This window comes from Sphingopyxis sp. NFH-91 (genome assembly GCF_021401285.1).
GTDB classification, from domain to species: domain Bacteria; phylum Pseudomonadota; class Alphaproteobacteria; order Sphingomonadales; family Sphingomonadaceae; genus Sphingopyxis; species Sphingopyxis terrae_A.
Map to the genome: position 1 here is coordinate 426,402 of NZ_JACBGA010000001.1, position 19,008 is coordinate 445,409.

Annotated in this window: 18 protein-coding genes and 1 tRNA gene; 13 read left to right on the forward strand and 6 right to left on the reverse strand. The window is 65.2% G+C overall.

Annotated elements, in window-relative coordinates:
* Positions 1 to 6: 6 nt before the first annotated feature.
* Both L0963_RS02085 and L0963_RS02090 read left to right on the forward strand, forming a co-directional pair.
* Positions 7 to 630 (forward strand): glutathione S-transferase family protein, encoded by a 624-nt coding sequence (locus tag L0963_RS02085; RefSeq protein WP_234178519.1) that lies wholly within the window; start codon positions 7 to 9, stop codon positions 628 to 630.
* A gap of 19 nt (positions 631 to 649) precedes the next feature.
* Entirely contained in the window at positions 650 to 1,243 is a 594-nt protein-coding gene (locus L0963_RS02090; protein ID WP_058812516.1) for a VOC family protein, read from the forward strand.
* A gap of 63 nt (positions 1,244 to 1,306) precedes the next feature.
* Here L0963_RS02090 and L0963_RS02095 read toward each other — a convergent pair whose 3' ends face one another.
* The 3 genes from L0963_RS02095 to L0963_RS02105 all read right to left on the reverse strand — a co-directional run bounded on the left by L0963_RS02095 (position 1,307) and on the right by L0963_RS02105 (position 2,698).
* Entirely contained in the window at positions 1,307 to 1,735 is a 429-nt protein-coding gene (locus tag L0963_RS02095; protein ID WP_234178521.1) for an addiction module antidote protein, read from the reverse strand.
* A 207-nt stretch (positions 1,736 to 1,942) separates the two neighbouring features.
* Positions 1,943 to 2,425 (reverse strand): bacterioferritin, encoded by a 483-nt coding sequence (gene bfr, locus L0963_RS02100; RefSeq protein WP_003049525.1) that lies wholly within the window; start codon positions 2,423 to 2,425, stop codon positions 1,943 to 1,945.
* 99 nt (positions 2,426 to 2,524) lie between these two features.
* Positions 2,525 to 2,698, reverse strand: a complete 174-nt coding sequence (locus L0963_RS02105; protein WP_003049527.1) for a (2Fe-2S)-binding protein — start codon at positions 2,696 to 2,698, stop codon at positions 2,525 to 2,527.
* A gap of 197 nt (positions 2,699 to 2,895) precedes the next feature.
* Between L0963_RS02105 and purS the strand changes: the two genes are divergently transcribed.
* Complete coding sequence (gene purS, locus L0963_RS02110; protein WP_058812514.1) at positions 2,896 to 3,126, forward strand: phosphoribosylformylglycinamidine synthase subunit PurS; 231 nt, start codon at positions 2,896 to 2,898, stop codon at positions 3,124 to 3,126.
* A 22-nt stretch (positions 3,127 to 3,148) separates the two neighbouring features.
* Positions 3,149 to 3,814 carry a phosphoribosylformylglycinamidine synthase subunit PurQ gene (purQ, locus tag L0963_RS02115; protein ID WP_186402960.1) on the forward strand — a complete coding sequence of 222 codons (666 nt, stop codon included), beginning with the start codon at positions 3,149 to 3,151 and terminating at the stop codon, positions 3,812 to 3,814.
* Here the strand turns inward: purQ and L0963_RS02120 are convergent.
* On the reverse strand, positions 3,776 to 4,165 hold the full coding sequence (locus L0963_RS02120) for a hypothetical protein (protein ID WP_062901865.1): 390 nt from the start codon (positions 4,163 to 4,165) through the stop codon (positions 3,776 to 3,778). The two genes, purQ and L0963_RS02120, sit on opposite strands and share 39 nt — an antisense overlap.
* 5 nt (positions 4,166 to 4,170) lie before the next feature.
* Positions 4,171 to 4,917 carry a queuosine precursor transporter gene (locus tag L0963_RS02125; RefSeq protein ID WP_062901866.1) on the reverse strand — a complete coding sequence of 249 codons (747 nt, stop codon included), beginning with the start codon at positions 4,915 to 4,917 and terminating at the stop codon, positions 4,171 to 4,173.
* Between the two features lie 72 nt (positions 4,918 to 4,989).
* Here L0963_RS02125 and L0963_RS02130 point away from each other — a divergent pair.
* From L0963_RS02130 to L0963_RS02165, 8 genes are all read left to right on the forward strand, one after another.
* A tRNA-Arg gene (locus tag L0963_RS02130) sits at positions 4,990 to 5,066 on the forward strand.
* A 489-nt stretch (positions 5,067 to 5,555) separates the two neighbouring features.
* Positions 5,556 to 7,856: a TonB-dependent receptor gene (locus L0963_RS02135; protein ID WP_062900790.1), complete on the forward strand. Its 2,301-nt coding sequence runs from the start codon at positions 5,556 to 5,558 to the stop codon at positions 7,854 to 7,856.
* 23 nt (positions 7,857 to 7,879) lie between these two features.
* Positions 7,880 to 9,520, forward strand: coding sequence for a carboxylesterase/lipase family protein (locus L0963_RS02140; RefSeq protein ID WP_062900789.1), 1,641 nt, complete (start codon positions 7,880 to 7,882; stop codon positions 9,518 to 9,520).
* Positions 9,517 to 11,076, forward strand: a complete 1,560-nt coding sequence (locus L0963_RS02145) for an AMP-binding protein (RefSeq protein ID WP_062902985.1) — start codon at positions 9,517 to 9,519, stop codon at positions 11,074 to 11,076. Before L0963_RS02140 ends, L0963_RS02145 begins: the two co-directional genes overlap by 4 nt.
* Positions 11,077 to 11,118: 42 nt before the next feature.
* Positions 11,119 to 11,817 (forward strand): TetR/AcrR family transcriptional regulator, encoded by a 699-nt coding sequence (locus L0963_RS02150; protein WP_234178523.1) that lies wholly within the window; start codon positions 11,119 to 11,121, stop codon positions 11,815 to 11,817.
* A gap of 93 nt (positions 11,818 to 11,910) precedes the next feature.
* Positions 11,911 to 12,810, forward strand: coding sequence for an SDR family NAD(P)-dependent oxidoreductase (locus L0963_RS02155; RefSeq protein ID WP_062900788.1), 900 nt, complete (start codon positions 11,911 to 11,913; stop codon positions 12,808 to 12,810).
* Positions 12,811 to 12,880: 70 nt separating this feature from the next.
* Complete coding sequence (locus tag L0963_RS02160) at positions 12,881 to 14,545, forward strand: MFS transporter (RefSeq protein WP_062900787.1); 1,665 nt, start codon at positions 12,881 to 12,883, stop codon at positions 14,543 to 14,545.
* Positions 14,542 to 15,867 carry a glycoside hydrolase family 1 protein gene (locus L0963_RS02165; RefSeq protein ID WP_062900786.1) on the forward strand — a complete coding sequence of 442 codons (1,326 nt, stop codon included), beginning with the start codon at positions 14,542 to 14,544 and terminating at the stop codon, positions 15,865 to 15,867. The genes L0963_RS02160 and L0963_RS02165 overlap by 4 nt, the downstream gene beginning before the upstream one ends.
* A 9-nt stretch (positions 15,868 to 15,876) precedes the next feature.
* On the opposite strand, the gene L0963_RS02170 is transcribed toward L0963_RS02165, so the two are convergent.
* Positions 15,877 to 17,172, reverse strand: a complete 1,296-nt coding sequence (locus L0963_RS02170) for a PA domain-containing protein (protein WP_062900785.1) — start codon at positions 17,170 to 17,172, stop codon at positions 15,877 to 15,879.
* 169 nt (positions 17,173 to 17,341) lie between these two features.
* Here L0963_RS02170 and L0963_RS02175 point away from each other — a divergent pair, with 169 nt between their 5' ends.
* A complete protein-coding gene (locus L0963_RS02175; RefSeq protein ID WP_186402961.1) occupies positions 17,342 to 18,946 on the forward strand; it encodes a carboxylesterase/lipase family protein in 1,605 nt (534 codons plus the stop codon).
* The last annotated feature ends 62 nt before the right edge of the window (positions 18,947 to 19,008 follow it).

The window sequence follows — 19,008 nt, forward strand, 5'->3', positions numbered from 1 at the left end:
GAGAGGATGGCCATGAAATTCTATAATAGCGTCGGCCCCAATCCCCGTGTCGTGAAACTGTTCATGGCGGAAAAGGGGATCAGCCTGCCCGAGGTCGAGGTTGACCTGCGCGGCGGTGAAAACCGGCGCCCCCCATATAACAGCAGCGTGAACCCGGCGGGGCAGACCCCGGCGCTCGAGCTCGACGACGGAACGGTACTGACCGAGATTACTGCGATCTGCGAATATCTGGAGGAGCGCTTCCCCGATCCGGCGCTGATCGGCACGACGGCCGAGGAGCGCGCGGCGACGCGGATGTGGACGCGGCGCGTCGACCTCAAGATTTGCGAACCACTGACCAACGGCTTTCGCTTTGCGGAGGGACTGCCGCTGTTCGAACCGCGCATGCGCTGTCTGCCCGAAGCCGCGGCGGGGCTGAAGGCGATGGCACAGGACGGGCTCAAATGGCTCGATCCGCTGATCGCCGATCGCGCGTTCATCGCCGGCGACCGCCTGACGCTCGCCGACATCATGCTCTTCGCTTTCCTCGATTTCGGCGCGAGCGTCGGTCAACCGCTCGACCCCGACAACAGGAATATCCTGCGCTGGTACCAGGGCATGAAGGCCCGCCCCAGCGCCAATCCGAACTGAGACGCAAAGGAGACGGACGATGGCAGAAGCGAACAAGGAATTCGAATTTTGCGGGGTCAACCACCTCGCGCTCGTGTGCAAGGACATGGCCAGGACGGTGGAATTCTACCGCGACATTCTGGGCATGCCGCTGACCAAGACGATCGACCTTCCCGGCAATCGCGGCCAGCATTTCTTCTTCGATATCGGCAATGGCGACAGCCTGGCCTTTTTCTGGTTCGACGGTGCGCCCGAAGCGGTGCCGGGAATCTCGGCGCCCGAAGCGCTGCCGACGCAGGGCAATTTCATGTCGGCGCACGGATCGATGAACCATATCGCGATCAACGTGCCCGCCGAGCGCTTCGATGAATATTACGACCGCCTCGTCGAAAAGGGCGTCAAGGTCACCAAGATCCTGAACCACGACAATTCGCCGACGCAATCGTCGGACGAGATGAACGATGATGTGTTCGTCCGTTCGGTCTATTTCTTCGACCCCGACGGCGTGTGCCTCGAATTTGCGGCCTGGACCAAGGTATTCGACGACAGCGACGTCGCGCATGACCCGGTCCGTGCGGACGGAACGAAGGTCGAAGGCATGATCACCGCGCGCAAGCCGGTTCCCGCCGAATAAGCCGAAACCGCGAAACACTCCTCGGGCCCGGCCGCTGTGCCGGGCTCTTTTTGTTGGCGAATCTTAGGCATTCGGCGCGCGGCGCGGCGCCCCGGCGCGGAGGAAATTGCCGAGCGCGACGAACAGCATTTCGCGCGCGTCGCCGCCCAGCAATTCGGCGCTAAGCCAGTCGAACGCCGCGCGGTCGTCGCGACCGGCGGCACCGACCAGCGCCGCGAGCAACGCTTCGTCGAAGCTGGCGCGCGGGCAGCAGGGCGGGGCGACCGCGAAGGGGTCGGGCCAGCAATGAACGATCGCCTCCACGACGAGACGGTAGCGGCGCGCCGCGAGGATGTTGCCCCAGCGCCGTTCGAGTTCGGGCATCGGGTCGCGCTCGCTGCGATGGCACAGCACGCAATAGCGCAGCGCGAGGACCGCCTGCGCCGCATCGACCGGCAGTTCGCGTACGAACGGCTGTTCGGTCAGGCGGCGGACAAGCGTGCTGGCTTCCATCATTCCTCCCATCGATGGCCCAAATCCGCGGCGCATCGGCATGCAGCCCGGTCCCTCCGAAAAAGATGCCGGCTGCCGCAGGGCCGCAGCAGCCGGCAGGAGGGGACTGCGTAAACAGAGCTATTGATAATCATTCGCAAAAACAAGCAAAAAATGAGGCGCCCGCAGGCGCCCCCAAAAAATCCGTGGATTTTTGTCGTTCCGGCGTCAGTCGTCGCCGGCGGGCTTCGACTGGAGCTGGACGTAATTTTCCATTCCCATGCGCTCGATCATCTCGAACTGCTTCTCCAGCTCGTCGACATGATGCTCTTCGCTTTCCAGAATGTCGGCGAACAGATCGCGGCTGACATAGTCGCGCACGCTTTCGCTATGCGCGATCGCGTCCTTGAGCAGCGGGATCGCTTCTTCCTCGAGCGCGAGGTCGGCCTTGAGGATCTCTTCGACCGTTTCGCCGACGCGCAGCCGTCCGAGCAGCTGGAAATTGGGCAGGCCGCCCAGAAAGAGGATGCGGTCGGCCAGCTTGTCGGCGTGCTTCATCTCGTCGATCGATTCCTCGCGCTCGAAATGCGCAAGACGCGCGACGCCCCAATTGTCGAGCATGCGATAGTGCAGCCAATATTGGTTGATCGCCGTCAGCTCGTTCTTGAGCGCTTCGTTGAGAAAATCGATGACCTTGGGGTCGCCCTTCATTGTCCGTCCTGTCCTTGTCGGGTGGGGTGAGAAGACAGGATTATAGGCCCCCCGACCCGTTCAAGCCAAGCTGAAAAGTGGCGGAAATCTTGGAAAAATTCAGGCGGTCGCCGTGATGTCGCTGATGATATTGCGAGCGAAAGGCAGGCATTGACCGCATTTGGGTTTGCGACCCAGTTGCGCATAGGCGGCCTTGGCGCAGCGCAACTGGCCGTCCTTTGCGACGTCGCGCAAATCGCGTTCCCTTATTGCGTTGCAGACACAGACGACCATGTGCGAATCCTTCTCAACAAGGCTGATCTAGGGATAGTGCGAGGGATTCGCAACAGGAAAGTTGCGAGCGGTTCGCATTTCCCTGATGCGGCCGATTTGCCGCGCTGGCCCCTTGCCCGCGCGGCGATTCGCGGGCATAGGCGCGCCCATCCTCCCCGGCCCGAACCCGCCCGGCCGAAACATGAAGGTACGCGCCCATGAAAGTGAATGTCTATGTGACGCTCAAGCCCGGGGTGCTCGACCCGCAGGGCAAGGCGATCCATCATGCGCTCGAAGGGCTGGGCTTCGGCGGCGTGGCCGATGTGCGCGCCGGCCGCTTCATCGAACTCGACGTCGCCGACGGCACCAGCGATGCCGATCTCGACGCGATGTGCGCAAAGCTGCTCGCCAACACGGTGATCGAAAACTACCGCATCGAACGCGCCTGACCACCGCGAAGGAGCCTTGCTCATGAAGACCGCCGTAATCGTCTTTCCCGGCTCCAACTGCGATCGCGACATGGCCGTCGCGCTCGAAACCGTGACCGGCGTCAAGCCCGCGATGGTTTGGCACCGCGAGACGGCGCTTCCGGACGGCACCGATTTCATCGCGCTGCCTGGCGGCTTCTCCTATGGCGATTATCTGCGCTCGGGCGCGATGGCGGCGCGGTCGCCGATCCTGCGCGCCGTCGCCGACGCTGCGACGCGCGGCGTGCCGGTGCTGGGCGTGTGTAACGGCTTTCAGGTGCTGACCGAGGCGCAGTTGCTGCCGGGCGCGCTGATGCGCAACGCGGGCCTCAATTTCGTCTGCCGCACGGTGCCGCTGACTGTCGCCAACAGCCAGTCGCTGTTCACCGCCGCCTATCGCGCGGACGAGACAATCCATATTCCGGTCGCCCATCATGACGGCAATTATTTCGCCGACGCCGACACGCTCGACCGTATCGAGGGCGAGGGGCGCGTGGCCTTTCGCTATGCCGACAGCGTCAACGGCTCGGCACGCGCCATCGCAGGCGTGCTCAACGATGCGGGCAATGTCCTCGGCATGATGCCGCATCCCGAACGCGCGATCGACCGCGCGCATGGTGGCACCGATGGGCTACGCCTGTTCGAAGCTGCGCTCGGCGTTCTCGCCTGATATAGCCGCCGGCGCTGGCGCATCGGCGCGCGGCCCCAGCCAGCGTCCGACGATCAACAGCACCGTCGGCCAGAACATCGTGTTCCAGATATCGTGCCAGTGCGCGGCGTCGGGCTGGATCGCCGAGCGGCCGATCTCGGCCTGAAGGTCGAGCCATTCGCCGCCGCACGCCATGACAAGTACCGCAACCCAGGCGATCAGTCCGCCACCGCGCCGCCGCCAGATCAGCCGCACCGCCAGAAACAGCGCCAGCCCGAAATAGATATGCAGCGCGTCCTTGCCGAGCCCGACCGAGGCGACGATCGACAGCTTGTGCTCCTCGAACAGCGCGGCGAGCAGGGTCAGCGTCACGCGGATCAGACCTTGGCGCGGAAGGGGGTAAAATCGGTTCCCTCGTCAAACACGTCGACGCCCTCGCGGCGCTTGAGCGTGCCGACCACCAGATAGGTGACGGGGGTCAGCGCCGCCTCCCAGGCGGTCTTGATGAACCATTGCGACAGCACGACCTGATAAAGCTGCTCGGGCGGCCAGCCGGCGAGTCCGTAAAAGGCGAGCGGGTAGAAGATCAGGCTGTCGAGCCCCTGGCCGACGATCGTCGAACCGATGGTGCGCATCCACAGATGCCGGCCCCCGGTCCACAGCTTCATGCGCGCGAGGACATAGCTGTTGGCGAATTCGCCGACCCAGAAGGCGGTCATCGAGGCGATGACGATGCGCCAGCTGTTGCCGAACACGAATTCATAGGCCGCTTGCCCCGGCCAGTCGCGCGCCGGCGGCAGCGCGACGACGACCCATGCCATGAACGCCATGAAGACGAGCGCGGCGAACCCGGTCCAGATCACCCGGCGCGCCCGCGCATAGCCATAAACCTCGGTCAGGACGTCGCCGATGATATAGCTGATCGGAAAGAAGAGCACGCCCGCGCCAAAGGCCCATTCGGTGCCCCAGGGCAGGGTGACATAGCTCGGTTTCGATGCCCCGATGATGTTGCTGAGCAGCAGGATCGCGACAAAGGCCGCCATCACCAGATCATAATAGCGGAACTGGTGCACGCTGGCGGCGCGGACGTGCACGGGATGGGCGGGCGGCGGAGACTCGGTCATCGACGCATTGCTTAACCGGCTTTGCAGCCCTCGCAAACCACGCTATTCGCGCGATCCACAGCCTTGGTGCACGCGCCCGTAGCTCAGCTGGATAGAGCACCCGCCTTCTAAGCGGGTGGTCGCAGGTTCGAATCCTGCCGGGCGCGCCATTTTCCGTTGCTCTTTATGGTGCGACATTGCCGCTGGCGTTCGGCTACGACATTTTCGCTCCCACCGGAAACGACCGAAGCGCGACATTCACAGCATCGTCATCCTGAACTTGTTTCAGGATCCATGGTCCGCCATTTCCTTTTGCGCTGCGCCGGACGAAAGCTCCGTCCAAGGATGCTGAAACAAGTTCAGCATGACGAGAAGCGAGGACTATGCGGCGCCACATTTCCGCTCACCCTGAGCTTGTCGAAGGGTGTTCACAGGCCACCCTTCGACAAGCTCAGGGTGAGCGGTTAGGGAAAGTGGCAACGTTCGCTTCCTACCCCGTTCGAGATATCCAGGCATCGCAACGGCGCTCGCCCGCTTCACCCGTGCGGCATTTCATTTATTCACGCACATGTGAGTGAGTGTTGACATCGAAGCGGGCCGCGGTCATAAATCCGGGGCAGAGACGGCTTCGATAAGGTCGTCCAGGAGGGAGAGGTTTCATGAAGGCACCGTTGCTCGTGTCCGCTTCGGCGGTCGCCCTGTTCGCGCTACCCGTTGCTGCCCAGGCCCAGTCGTCCGACGCGCCGCCGCCCGCCGACGAGGCGGCACGGGACGGCGCGCGGCCCAGCGAAGATATCATCGTCACCGCGACGCGCCGTAGCGAACGTCTGCAAGACGTGCCGCTCAGCGTCACGGCGTTCGGCCAGCGCGAGCTCGACGATCTGGGCATCGTCGGTTATGAAGGTATCGCGCAGAATACGCCCGGCATCGTCGTCAACCGTCCGACGCAGAATTTCAACAATTTCACTGCCCGCGGCATCAACACCAACGGCTATTCGGCGGGGCTGCAGAGTGCGGTTGCCATATATGTCGACGAACTGCCGATCTCGGCGAACGGCAATTCGACCATCCTCGATCCCAATCTCTACGACGTCGAGCGCGTCGAGTTTCTGCGCGGGCCGCAGGGGACGCTGTTCGGATCGAACTCGCTGGCGGGTGCGATGCGGATCATTACGAAGAGCCCCGACCTCAACGCGTTTGCCGCATCGGCGAGCGTCGATCTGGGGCTGACGGGATCGAGTTCGCTGCGCCAGCGCTATAATGCGATGGTCAACGTGCCGATCATGCAGGACGAAATGGGTCTTCGCATCACCGGCTATTATCGCAACGAAGACGGCTGGGTCGACAATATCGGCACCGGGATCAAGGATTCGAACAGCCTTGAAGCCTATGGCGGCCGCGCGATCCTGCTGATGCGGCCGAGCGACCGGATGAAGGTGAAGCTGCTCATTTCCTATGAGAACAGCAAGCCCGCCGATTCGGGCCTGATCAACCCAACGCTTGGCAAGTTCGTGCGCAATTCGGACCGGCCCGACCTGTTTCAGGGCAAGCTCACCAACTATAATCTCACGGTCAATTACGAGTTTGATTTCGCCGAGCTGATCAGTTCGACGACGCTGTCGACCTATGATGCGTCCTTCTATGTCGACCTGGCCGGCACCTATGCGCAGGCCTTCCCCTTCGCGCTCGACGCCTATGGTTATGACGATCTGTTCGTTCAGGAAACGCGGCTCGTCTCGCGCGGCGACGGGCCGTTCCAGTGGGTTGCGGGCTTCTTCTATTATGACAAGCGCCGGAGCGTCGATTTCGCCTACCGGTCGAGCCCCGAATATCTAGCAGCGAAGAATATCGTCGGGCTGCCGGACGAATATTATCAGCGCTTCAACAGCTATACCGACCAGAACGAGGTCGCGGGCTTCGGCGAGCTGACCTACAAGTTCAGCGACAAATTCTGGATCACCGGCGGGCTGCGCTACGGCAATACGCAGGTGCAAAGCTTCACCCGCGGCGGCGGCTACAATAGCAATTACCTGACCATCGCCTATTGCCTGTCCTTCCCGGCGGCGTGCGGCTTTTATGTGCCGCCGCTCGCGATCACCTCGATCCCCTATGCCGAGGGGCTGAAGGTTTCGGACGACCGCCTGTCGTGGAAGGCGAGCGCGTCGTGGAAGCCGAGCGAGGATCTGACGACCTATGTCACGGTGTCGACCGGCTTCCGCACCCCGGTGGTCAATGCGCGCGCTGGGCTGGTGAGCACGATCGACCCCAATGATATCGTCATCCCCAGCGGCGCCCGTTCGGACAGCGTGACCAACTATGAGGCCGGACTAAAGGGCCGGTGGCTGGGCGGCGATCTGACCGCCAATCTGGCCGCCTACTATATCGACTGGAAGAATATCCAGGTCCAGGCGAACCGCGTGTCGGATTCGATCCAGTTCGCGACCAATATCGGGGGCGCCGAAAGCTATGGTCTGGAGTTCGAGATCATGGCGCGGCCCATCCAGGGCCTCAGCCTCGCGGTCAACGGATCGTTCAATGAGGCGAAGGTTACCAAGCTGACGGCGGTCGAGGCGGCCATTTCGGGCGCCGAAGTCGGCACCCGGCTGGCCTCGCCCCATTTCCAGGGCTCGGCAACGCTGCGCTATGATTTCCAGATGGCCGGCAGCAACAGCGGCTTCGGCGCGGTGAACGTGTCGCATGCGGGGTCATTCCCCAACCAGTTCCCGAACGTGCCGGGCAAGCCCAATGTGGTCAGCCCGACCTTCGATTATACCGAGGCCTGGACCAACGTGAACCTTTACGCGGGGGTCAAGATCGGCGCGCTCGGGCTGACCGCCTATGTCGAAAATCTCTTCAACGACAGTTCGATCACCTACGTCCATCCCGAAGCCTTCCTCGACGGTCGCTACGCCCGGATGCGCCCGCGCACCGTCGGCGTTCGCGCGGACTATCGCTTCTGATCGGCCGGAGCAGGAGAGACATCATGCCCCGCTTGCGGATCTGCGCGCTCGCGCTCTCGCTTCTTCTCCCGGCCCCGATCGCGGCGGCGGCGGATGCCGATCCGCTGGTCGCGGCCCCCGCGGGCAGCGTGCGCGGCGTAGTGGAACGCGACGTCCGCATATTCCGCGGCATTCCCTATGCCCAGGCCCCCGTCGGGGAGCGCCGCTGGCGCCCCCCGGTGGCGGCGGCGGACTGGGACGGGGTGCGTGACGCAAGTCAGTTCGGTGCCGCGTGCATGCAGCCCAAGCCGCGCGCCGGGAATATCTATGCGGGAAGCTTGCCCGCGATGAGCGAGGATTGCCTGTCGCTCAACGTCTGGGCGCCCGAAAATGCGAAAAATGCGCCGGTGTTCGTTTGGATACACGGCGGATCGCTGATGGCGGGATCGGGTGCCGAACCGATTTATGACGGCAGCGCGCTGGCGCGGCGCGGGATTGTCGTGGTGACGATCAACTACCGGCTCGGCATGTTCGGCTATTTCGCGCACCCGGCGCTCAGCGCCGAGGCGCCCGATCATGTGTCGGGCAATTACGGCCTGCTCGACCAGATTGCGGCGCTGCAATGGGTGAAGCGCAACATCGGCGCCTTCGGGGGCAATGCGGCGAATGTCACCGTCGCGGGCGAATCGGCCGGTGCGCTCAGCGTGATGTATCTGATGACGGCACCCGCTGCGCGCGGCCTGTTCGCCAAGGCGGTGGCACAGAGCGCCTATATGGTGTCGGCACCCGCACTGCGCGACCGGGTCAACGGCATGGTTCCGGCCGAAGAGCAGGGGAGTGATCTGGCCGCCAAGCTTGGGGCGACCGATCTTGCGGCGCTGCGGGCGCTGCCTGCCGAGACGATCGCCGACAAGGTGCCGACGACGGGCTATTTCCCCTTTCCGGCGATCGACGGCAAGACGGTGCCGCGCCAGCTCGTCGACAGCTTCGATCGCGGTGAACAGGCGCCGGTGCCGATATTGGCGGGTTTCAACAGCGGCGAAATCCGGTCGCTGCGCTTTCTCTTGCCGAAGCCGCCGGCCGATGCGGCCGCTTATCAGGCGGCGGTTCGCGCTGGCTATGGCGAGTTCGCCGACATGTTCCTCGCGCGCTATCCGGCCAAGAACATCGACGAAAGCATGCTCGCGGCGACGCGCGATGCGATGTACGGCTGGACCGCCGAGCGGCTGGTTTCCGACCAGGCGGCGGCGGGGAAGGGAGCCTATTTCTATCTCTTCGATCATGGCTATCCCGCGACCCAGGAGTGGAATCTCCACGCCTTTCACGCCTCCGAACTGCCCTATGTATTCGGCACCGCGTCGCGGACCCCGCCGCTGTGGCCGAAAATTCCCGACACGCTGGCCGAGCGCAAGCTCAGCGAAGCGATGGGCGATTATTGGGCGAGCTTCGCCGCCACCGGCAAGCCCCAGGCCAAGGGTTGGCCGGACTGGCCCGACTATACCGACGATCGCGGCTTTCTGCATTTCGCGGATACACCGCGCGCTGGCCACAATCTCTTCCCCGGCACCGCGGCGCTGCACGAGGCGGTGGTCTGCCGCCGCCGCGCGGCGGGCGATATAGCGTGGAACTGGAACGTCGGCATCATCGCGCCGCCGTTGTCGCCGAAGGCCGAGGGGTGCCAATGATCGACGGTTCGATGCAGTCCTATGCCCTGACGCTCGACAAATTCCTCTCCCATGCCGCGAAATGGCATCCCGGCGCCGAAGTGGTGTCGGCGGGACTGGACGGCGGCGTGCGGCGCATTGCCTATGCGGTGCTGCGGGACCGTGCGCTGCGCGTTTCAGCGGCGCTGGCGGCGCTCGGGATCGCAATGGGCGCGCGCGTCGCGACGCTGGCCTGGAATACGCAGGGCCATGTCGAGGCGTGGTACGGCATCATGGGGATGGGCGCGATCTGTCACACGCTCAACCCGCGCCTGACCCCGGCGCAGCTCGGGTCGATGCTGCGCCAGTCGGAAGCGTCGGTGCTGCTGGCGAGCGCCGACCTTCTGGGTCTGGCGCGCGATGCGACGCGCGGCCTCGGCGCGCCGCCGCGCATTCTTTTGCTCGACGAGGCCGAAGGGGAGGATGCGCTCGAACCGCATATCATTGGCGCGGCCGCCGATGTGCCGTGGGGCGATTTCGACGAGAATACCCCGTCGGGGCTGTGCTTTACATCGGGCAGCACGGGCGCGCCAAAGGGCGTCACCTACACGCATCGTGGTTGCTATCTTCACACGATGCGCCAGCTTCAGGCCGACGTTCTCGGCATTACCGCGCGCGATGCGGTGATGCCCGTCGTGCCGATGTTCCATGCCAATGCGTGGGGAATTCCCTTCACCGCACCGGCCGTCGGCGCCAAGCTGGTGCTGCCCGGACGGCACAGCGACGGCGCGCATCTTGCCCGGCTGATCCGGGCCGAAGGCGTTACCGCGGCGGTCGGCGTGCCGACGGTGTGGCTGGGGCTAGTCGAGCATCTGGAGGCCGAGGGCGGCGAGGTGCCGACGCTTGAGCGTATCCTGGTCGGCGGGTCGTCGATGCCGCCGGCGCTGATGGACCGGATCGAACGGCGGCTGGGTGTCGAGGTGCAGACGAGCTGGGGCATGACGGAGTTGTCGCCGCTGGGGACGGCGGCGCTGCCGGGCGACCCGGCACGGCGACCGGATCTGTCGGGGCGCCCCGCGATGGGCATCGACCTGCTGCTCACCGACGGTAACGGACGGGCGCTCGCCGAGCAGCGCGGTGCCGAGGGGCATTTGCGCGTGCGCGGCGGTTCGGTCGTGGAACGCTATTTCGGGCAGAGCGAGCCGGCGACCGATGCCGACGGCTGGTTCGACACCGGCGACCTCGCGCGGATCGACGCCGGGGGCAATCTGACCATTACCGGGCGCGCCAAGGATCTGATCAAATCGGGCGGCGAGTGGATCAATCCCGCCGAGATCGAGGCGATCGTCGCGGGGCTGCCACAAGTGTCGCTCGCCGCGGTGATCGGACGCAGCGATCCCAAATGGGGCGAGCGGCCGATCCTGCTCGTCGAAACCTGCGACGATGCGATCAGCGATGCCGATCTGCTGGGTTCGCTCGATGGCCGCGTCGCATCCTGGTGGGTTCCCGATGCCGTCGTGCGTCTGGCCGCGATGCCGCTCGCACCGACGGGCAAGATCGACAAAATGCAATTGCGGGCGGAATATGGACAGGTGTAGGCCCACGCGGTCGCACCCGATTGAACGAAGCCCCGGAAGGAAGTGAATTTGGCGTCGAAGGCAAAGACTGCGGCAAAGCGGCCATCGAAGGCGGAACAGCGCGCCGAAATGATGGAGCAGATTCTCGACGTCGCCGAACTTCTGTTTTCGAAGCATGGCTTTCACGGTGTCACGCTGAAGGATGTCGCAAAGCAGGTTGGCGTGCACCACACGCTGCTGAACTATTATTTCGACGACAAGCAGACGCTGTTCGATGCCGTTTTCGCGCGCCGCGCCGTCGTTACGATCGATCGGCGGATGCAGGCGCTCGACGATTATGAGCGCGCCGCCGCCGGCAAGCCGACGGTCGAAGGTGCGCTGCACGCCTTTCTCGACACAGACCTCGACCTCTACATCCAGGGCGGCGAGGGGTGGAAGAATTACGGGGCCTTTGGTGCGCAGGCGTCGAACAGCCCCGAAGGCGCGGAATTCATGGACAAATATTTCGATCCCGTGGTCCTGCGGCTGATCGACATATTGAAAAAGGCGCTGCCCGACGCGGCCGAGGAAGATATTTTCTGGGGCTATCACTTCGTGACCGGCGCGCTGATGCTCACGCTCGCGCGGACCGGGCGTATCGACAAATTGTCGCACGGCCTGTGCCTGTCGGACGATTATGAAGCGGTAAAGCACCGGATGGCGCGCTTCATGGCGGCGGGTTTCCGCGAAATTTGCGAGCAGCGAAAGCGGGACAGGGGTTAAAGCCAGCGTGCGCTGCGTGTCTACCGCGGCTGACAGCGCACCAGCGTAAATTCACTCACAAGTGAGTTATGATTTGAAAGCGAGAGGGCGGCGATGAAGAAGGACTTGCAGGACCGGGTAGCGATCGTGACCGGGGCGGGCGGCGGGCTGGGCCGCGCCCACGCACTGATGCTGGCAGGCCATGGCGCGCGCGTTGTCGTCAACGATCGCGACGCCGCCGCCGCCGAAGCCGTGACGGGCGAGATCGTCGCATCGGGCGGGCAAGCGATCGCGGCGCCCGCTTCGGTTACCGACACCGCTGAGGTCGCGGCGATGGTCGATGATGTGACCGCGGCATGTGGCGGGATCGACATATTGATCAACAATGCCGGCATCCTGCGCGACAAGAGCTTTGCGAAGATGGACATCGACGATTTCCGTCTGGTCATCGACGTCCATCTGATGGGCGCCGCCATCTGTTCGAAGGCAGTGTGGGACCAGATGCGCGAGCGACGCTTCGGACGCATCGTGATGACGACCTCTTCGTCGGGGCTCTACGGCAATTTCGGCCAGGCCAATTACGGCGCTGCCAAGATGGCACTCGTCGGCCTGATGCAGACGCTCGCGCTCGAAGGCGAACGGCACAATATCCGGGTCAATTGTCTGGCGCCGACCGCTGCGACGGCGATGACCGACGGCGTACTCGCGCCGGAAGCGCTGGCGCGGCTGGCGCCCGAGGCGGTGAGCCCCGGGCTGCTCGCGCTGGTCGGCGATACCGCGCCGACGCGCGCCATCCTCTGTGCGGGGGCCGGGCATTTCGCGAGCGCGCATGTCACGCTGACCGACGGGCTGTTCGTGGGCCGCGGCGAGGATGCGGCCGCGCGCGTGGTTTCGGAATGGGACCGCATCACCGATCGCCGCGGCGAGGTCGTGCCGGCCTATGGCTTCACGCAGGCCGAGCGCGAACTGGCGAATGCGGGTTTCACGGCGCCGACGATGGCGGTGCAACGCTGACAATCCCCGGGGCGTGGCGGACGGGCCGGTCAAGAGCCCGCCGTCGCTGCCGGGATGAAGGGAGAAGGATATGACGACCGACAGCCAGGCCGCGCCCGAAGCGGGCAAGGGCCAGAATGAGAAGCTGGTGATCGCTGCTTCGTCGCTGGGGACAGTGTTCGAATGGTATGACTTCTATCTCTATGGCCTGCTCGCCACGGCGCTTTCGCATCACTTCTTTTCGGGGGTGAACGAAACGACGGGCTTCATCCTTGCGCTGATGGCGTTTGCTGCGGGGTTTGCGGTGCGGCCGTTCGGCGCGCTCGTGTTCGGCCGCGTCGGCGACATCGTCGGCCGCAAGAATACCTTCCTCGTCACCATGGCGATCATGGGACTGTCGACCTTCGCGGTCGGCTTTCTGCCCGGCTATGATACGATCGGGGTCGCGGCACCGATCATCCTGATGCTGCTGCGTCTGCTGCAGGGACTGGCGATCGGCGGCGAATATGGCGGCGCCGCCGTCTATATCGCCGAACATGCCCCGCCCGGAAAACGCGGCCTCTACACCAGCTTCATCCAGACGACGGCGATGATCGGGCTGATCCTGGCGTCGACCTTTGTCGTGTCGCTGCGATTGTTCATGGATGCCGATACCTTCAACGCCTGGGGCTGGCGGCTTCCCTTCATCTTTTCGATCGTGCTGCTGTCGGTCGCGCTGTGGATACGCCTGCAGCTTGAGGAAAGCCCGGTGTTCCAACGGATGAAGGCGGCCGGCGCGACGTCGAAGGCGCCGTTGAAAGAGGCCTTTGGCGAATGGCGCAATTTGAAGATCGTGCTCATTGCGCTGTTCGGGGCGGTGGCGGGGCAGGCGGTGATCGGCTTTGCCGCGCACCTCTATCCGCTCTTCTACCTCGAACGTATCGCGCGGGTGGACGGCGCGACCGCCAATTTCCTGGTCGCGACGGCGCTCCTCATCATCATTCCAAGTTTCGTCTTCTTCGGCTGGCTCAGTGACCGTATCGGCCGCAAACCGATCATGATGACCGCCTGCGTGATCGCGGTGTTCGTCTATTTTCCGCTCTACAAGGCGCTCGTTGTCGCCGCGAACCCTGCGATGGCCGCGGCGGTCGAGCGCGCGCCGGTCACGGTCGTGGCCGATGCCGGCGAATGCTCGTTCCAGTTCGACCCGATCGGCAAGAACAGCTTTGACCAATCGAGTTGCGACATCGCCAAATCCTATCTGGCAAAGAACGGCATCAACTATGCCAACCGCGATGCGCCGGCGGGAAGCGCCGCGTCGGTGCGCGTCGGCGACCGCGTGATCGCCGTCGCCGACCCGGTGGGGCTCGACAAGGATGCTCGGGCGGCGGTGGTCGCCGCCTTCGGGCGCGAGGCGAAAACGGCGCTCGATGCGGCGGGCTATCCCGACAAAGCCGATCCGGCGCAGGTCAACAAGACGAAGGTGATTCTGATCCTCTGCGTCTTCGGACTGCTCGCGACGATGGTCTATGGCCCGCTCGCCGCACTGCTCGTCGAGCTGTTCCCGGCGCGCATCCGTTACAGTTCGCTGTCGCTGCCCTATCACATCGGCAACGGCTGGATCGGCGGCTTCATGCCGACGATCGGCTTCGCGATGGTCGCGGCGACGGGCAATATCTATCAGGGGCTGTGGTATGCAGTCATCATTGCGGCGGTGACCGCGGTCGTCGGCATCCTGTTCCTGCCCGAAACCTACAAGCGCGACATCGAGGCATGAGCGGGGGCGATGCCATTGCGCGCCGTGCGCTGATCCAGGGGGCGGTCGGCGCCGCCGCCGCGCCGGTGCTGCTTGGCAACGCCCCGGCGTCGGCGCGGCGCAAGCCCGCGCCGAAGGGCTTTCTGTGGGGCGCGGCTATCTCGGCGCATCAGAGCGAAGGGAACAACACCAACAGCGACGCCTGGCTTGCCGAGAATATCGAACCGACGCTGTTCAAGGAGCGGTCGGGCGACGCGTGCGACAGCTATCACCGCTACGATCAGGATTTCGCGCTCGCGCAGCAATTGGGGCTGAACTGCTATCGGCTCGGTATCGAATGGGCGCGAATCGAGCCGAGCGAGGGGCATTTCTCGAACGCCGAACTCGACCATTATGCCCGGGTGCTGACTGCCTGCCGCGCGCGGGGGCTGGCCCCCGTCGTGACGCTGAGCCACTTCACCGTGCCGCTGTGGTTCGCGAAGCGTGGCGGGTTCGAGGTCGCCGACGCGCCGCAGCTCTTCGCGCGCTATTGCGCCAGGGTCGCCGAGCGGCTCGGCGGGCTGATGCATCTCGTCACCACCTTCAACGAAGCCAATATCGGCCTGCTCGTGTCGCTGTTCCCCCAGTCGGAAGCCGGTGCGGAGCTGCAACGGGCGGCGCAGGCGGCCGCGGTCGCCGCAACCGGATCGCCCAAATTCTCGCGCCTCGCCTTCGCCGATCCTGCGGTTACGACCCCGCTGATGCAGGAGGCGCATCGTCGGGCCTATGCGGCGATCAAGGCAGCGCGGCCCGAACTTCCGGTCGGCATCACGCTTACGACTCAGGATATCCAGTCGGCGGGCGCGCCGTCGCTCGTCGCCGATTATGAGCGGCGGCTCTACGGCAACTGGATCGATGTCGCCCGCGACCACGCCGACTTCTTCGGGGTGCAATGCTACACGCGGCTCGTCTTCGACGAAAAGGGCATGGTGCCGCCCCCGAAGGACGCCGAAAAGACGCTGTCGGGTTATGAATTTTATCCGCAGGCCTTGGCGAATACGATCCGCTGGGCGCACCGGACGATCGGCAAGCCCATCTATGTCACCGAAAGCGGGGTCGCCGTCGCCGACGATGCGCGCCGCGTGGCCTTCATCGATGCGGCGCTCGACGGCGTCCGCGCCTGTCTCGACGAAGGCATTGCCGTCCACAGCTATATCTACTGGTCGCTGCTCGACAATTTCGAATGGACGTCGGGCTATTCGGTGCCCTTCGGGCTGGCCGCGGTCGATCGCGACACTTTCGTCCGCGCCCCGCGACCCAGCGCGCATCACTTCGGCGCGATCGTACGCGCGAACCGGATCTAGAATCCTACACTATCTTGGCGCGGCCGCGGCAAGGAGCAGCTTCCGGAAGGCGGCGGTCGTCGCCGCGACCGCACCCGCATCGACGCAGCGCGCATCGTCGCCTTCGACATGATGGAAACGATGGACGCCGAAAATGCCTGCGACCGAGGTGTAGCCTGCGGCGATGATCGCGGTGAGTTCGCCGGCCGACAATTTGTCGCTGGGGTAAGGGCTTTCAAGTCCGGCAAAGCCCGCGAACAGGCGCCGCGCGGTCGCAAGGAGCGATGGGCTGACGACCAGATAGCGCTGCGAATCGGTACCAGCCAGCGGGGCGAGGCCGAACAGGCCTTCGTGCCAGTCACGCGCCGCGAGGTTGGCGCCAAGGTGGAGCCAGAAATGCGTCGCGTCGGGCTTGGGGGCCACCGCTTTCAGCGCCTCCTCGGCGCCCAGATTTTCATATTCATGGCCGCTGTTGCACAGGAAAGCGAGGTTGTGGTCGGGGAGCAGCGCCGGGATGCCGCGGGCCAGGTCCAGCCATGCGGCAATGCCGCCGCCGCGCTCGCCCGCACAGTCGGTCCAGCCCGAACGCGGCGTCGATACGACCACCCACTTCGCCTTGCCGCGGTCGAGGCGCCCGATGACATTGAAGGCGGCCCGCCGCCCGCCCTCGCCGGTCAGGCAAACAGTCGCCGCGGCATGGCGCATCGCTGCCTCCCAAAAAGGTGCGGCGTCGGCAGGCGCGAGCAGACCGACCGGACCCGCGAACATCGGCGCTCGGCCATCGGCATTGAGCGCGATGATCTTGCCCGTCGGCCCGTTGGTGACGATCACCGCCGCCCTGGCGCCCGCCGCGAAGGCGGTCTCGACGGGCGCGCGAATCGGTTTGGCGAGCGCCGACGACCAGCGGCCATAGGGCAGGTCGACGAGCGCGATCGCGCCTGCCAACGGCGCGTCGGCGCGGCCCTGCGCATCGACGCGCACCAGTGGCCCCGTCACGCCCCCGGCGGCGGTCGGTGTCAAGATCGGCTGCGGCATCAGCGCGGCGCGGGTGTCGCCGACGACCATGTCGCACGCTCCGGCGTCGAAATGGGGAACAGAGATGGCCGGCTTTTCAACCGCGTAGCCGGCGCGCGTGAGCTGATCGGCGAGCCAGTGGCCGCACGCATTGTCGCCGGCGCCGCCTGCGCGCTTGTTGCCGAAACCGATATAGGCGGCAAGGTCGCTCGCGATCGTGTCGGTCATCGCGGCGCCCGCGCTCGCGGCGCTGGCGGCGACGGGAAGGGCGGTCGCGGCGGTGATGAAATGGCGCCTCGTCGGATCGGTCATCGGCTCTCCCTTGCGGCTGTTCCCGCCGCTGTTTTCAGACCGCGGGACATTGTGACGCGGCGCCCGTGCCGGTCAATGCCGGCTGGCGGCTTGATATTCACTCACAAGTGAGCGTAGATACTCGGGTGGACGATGGCAAGCATCGCCGCCGGGAAGAGGAAATGCGCTGATGGGCCTGTCGCCGCTTGGAAAGATCGTCATCGGCCTGTGCGCCGTCCTTGGTCTGTCGGGGGCCGCACCCGCCCCCCGCGAAGCGCCGACGGCGACCGTCGGCGAAGGACGCGTCGCCGGCACATGGCAGGACAATGTGCGCATATTCCGCGGCTTGCCTTATGCCGCGCCGCCCGTGGGCGAGCGGCGGTGGCAGCCGCCCGAAGCGCCGCCATCCTGGTCGGGCCTGCGACAGGCGGCCGAGTTCGGACCCGACTGCGTCCAGCCCGCCTATCCCGCCGACAGCGTCTATTTCGAAGCGCCCCGCCCCCAGAGCGAGGATTGCCTGACGCTCAACATCTGGGCGCCGGCGGGGGCGAAGAAGGCGCCGGTGATCGTGTGGATTCACGGCGGGTCGCTGCAATTTGGCGGCAGCGCGAGCCTGATGTACGACGGACGCGAATTCGCCCGACGCGGGATCGTCTTCGTGTCGATCAACTATCGCCTCGGCGTCTTCGGCTGGTTTGCGCACCCGGGGCTAAGCGCCGAATCGCCTCAGAATGTCTCAGGCAACTACGGCCTGCTCGACCAGATGGCGGCGCTCCGCTGGGTGCAGCGCAATATTGCGGCCTTCGGCGGCGATCCTGCCAATGTGACTGCGATGGGAGAATCGGCCGGGGGGCTCAGCGTCTCCTATCTTCTCGCCAGCCCGCGAGCCCGCGGCTTGTTCGCCAAGGCGATCGTCCAGAGCACCAATATGCGCGCGATGCCGCGCCTGCGCGAAGCGGCGTTCGGTCTGCCATCCGCCGAAGCGAGCGGGCAGGCTTTGGGCGAAGCGCTGGGCGCTGCCGACATCGCCGCGCTGCGCGCCGTCGATCCCGATGCTTTGCTGGCGGCGGCGGTTCGCGCCCGTTTCCCCGCGCAGCCGGTCGTCGATGGCGTGGTCGTCCCCGACCAGCTCGTCAACATCCTCGACCGCAGCGCGCAGATGAAGGTGCCGCTGCTCGCCGGCTTCAACAGCGGCGAGTTGCGATCGCAGCGGCGGCTCGTGCCGGCCATACCGGGCGACCCGGCGGACTATGCGGCGGCGGCCGCGAAGCGTTACGGCGATCTCGCCGCCGCCTATCTCAAGCTGTATCCGGCGTCGGGCGGGACGGAGAGCATGCTCGCCGCGACGCGCGACACCATCTACGGATGGGCAACCGAACGTCTGGTCCGCGCGCAGACCGCGGCCGGAGCGCCGGCTTATCTTTACGTCTTCGATCATTGCTACCCGGCCGCCCGCGCGCGCGATCTTTGCGCCTTTCATGCGAGCGAGCTACCGTTCGTCTTCGGCATTGCCGGGCGTCCGGTCGCGGGGTCGCGCAACTGGCCTGCGGCGGAGGGACCGGCCGAGGTGCGGCTCGCGGAGCAGATGATCGACTATTGGACCAGCTTTGCCGCGACCGCAAAGCCGGTCGCGCCGTCGGCAGTCCGCTGGCGTCCCTACGGCGGCCAGGAATATGCCATGCGCTTCGCCGATCGTCCGCTACTCGAACGCAATCCCTTTCCCGGCACCTTCGAATTTCACGAAGACCGCATGCAGCGCCATCGTGCCGAAGGGCTGCAATGGTTCATACCCTAGCGCCATAGCCGAAGGGGGGGGCTGCGGCTCGCCCCTCGATCGAAGCGCCGATACAGGCACGC

What these genes read in the sequence shown, in the direction of transcription:
- purS (WP_058812514.1), top strand. Translation starts at nt 2,896, where the DNA reads ATGAAAGTGAATGTCTATGTGACGCTCAAGCCCGGGGTGCTCGACCCG.
- bfr (WP_003049525.1), bottom strand. Translation starts at nt 2,425, where the DNA reads ATGAAGGGCGACCCCAAGGTCATCGATTTTCTCAACGAAGCGCTCAAG.
- L0963_RS02170 (WP_062900785.1), bottom strand. Translation starts at nt 17,172, where the DNA reads ATGACCGATCCGACGAGGCGCCATTTCATCACCGCCGCGACCGCCCTT.
- L0963_RS02175 (WP_186402961.1), top strand. Translation starts at nt 17,342, where the DNA reads ATGGGCCTGTCGCCGCTTGGAAAGATCGTCATCGGCCTGTGCGCCGTC.
- L0963_RS02145 (WP_062902985.1), top strand. Translation starts at nt 9,517, where the DNA reads ATGATCGACGGTTCGATGCAGTCCTATGCCCTGACGCTCGACAAATTC.
- L0963_RS02105 (WP_003049527.1), bottom strand. Translation starts at nt 2,698, where the DNA reads ATGGTCGTCTGTGTCTGCAACGCAATAAGGGAACGCGATTTGCGCGAC.
- L0963_RS02125 (WP_062901866.1), bottom strand. Translation starts at nt 4,917, where the DNA reads ATGACCGAGTCTCCGCCGCCCGCCCATCCCGTGCACGTCCGCGCCGCC.
- L0963_RS02135 (WP_062900790.1), top strand. Translation starts at nt 5,556, where the DNA reads ATGAAGGCACCGTTGCTCGTGTCCGCTTCGGCGGTCGCCCTGTTCGCG.
- L0963_RS02155 (WP_062900788.1), top strand. Translation starts at nt 11,911, where the DNA reads ATGAAGAAGGACTTGCAGGACCGGGTAGCGATCGTGACCGGGGCGGGC.
- purQ (WP_186402960.1), top strand. Translation starts at nt 3,149, where the DNA reads ATGAAGACCGCCGTAATCGTCTTTCCCGGCTCCAACTGCGATCGCGAC.
- L0963_RS02140 (WP_062900789.1), top strand. Translation starts at nt 7,880, where the DNA reads ATGCCCCGCTTGCGGATCTGCGCGCTCGCGCTCTCGCTTCTTCTCCCG.
- L0963_RS02085 (WP_234178519.1), top strand. Translation starts at nt 7, where the DNA reads ATGGCCATGAAATTCTATAATAGCGTCGGCCCCAATCCCCGTGTCGTG.
- L0963_RS02165 (WP_062900786.1), top strand. Translation starts at nt 14,542, where the DNA reads ATGAGCGGGGGCGATGCCATTGCGCGCCGTGCGCTGATCCAGGGGGCG.
- L0963_RS02095 (WP_234178521.1), bottom strand. Translation starts at nt 1,735, where the DNA reads ATGGAAGCCAGCACGCTTGTCCGCCGCCTGACCGAACAGCCGTTCGTA.
- L0963_RS02160 (WP_062900787.1), top strand. Translation starts at nt 12,881, where the DNA reads ATGACGACCGACAGCCAGGCCGCGCCCGAAGCGGGCAAGGGCCAGAAT.
- L0963_RS02090 (WP_058812516.1), top strand. Translation starts at nt 650, where the DNA reads ATGGCAGAAGCGAACAAGGAATTCGAATTTTGCGGGGTCAACCACCTC.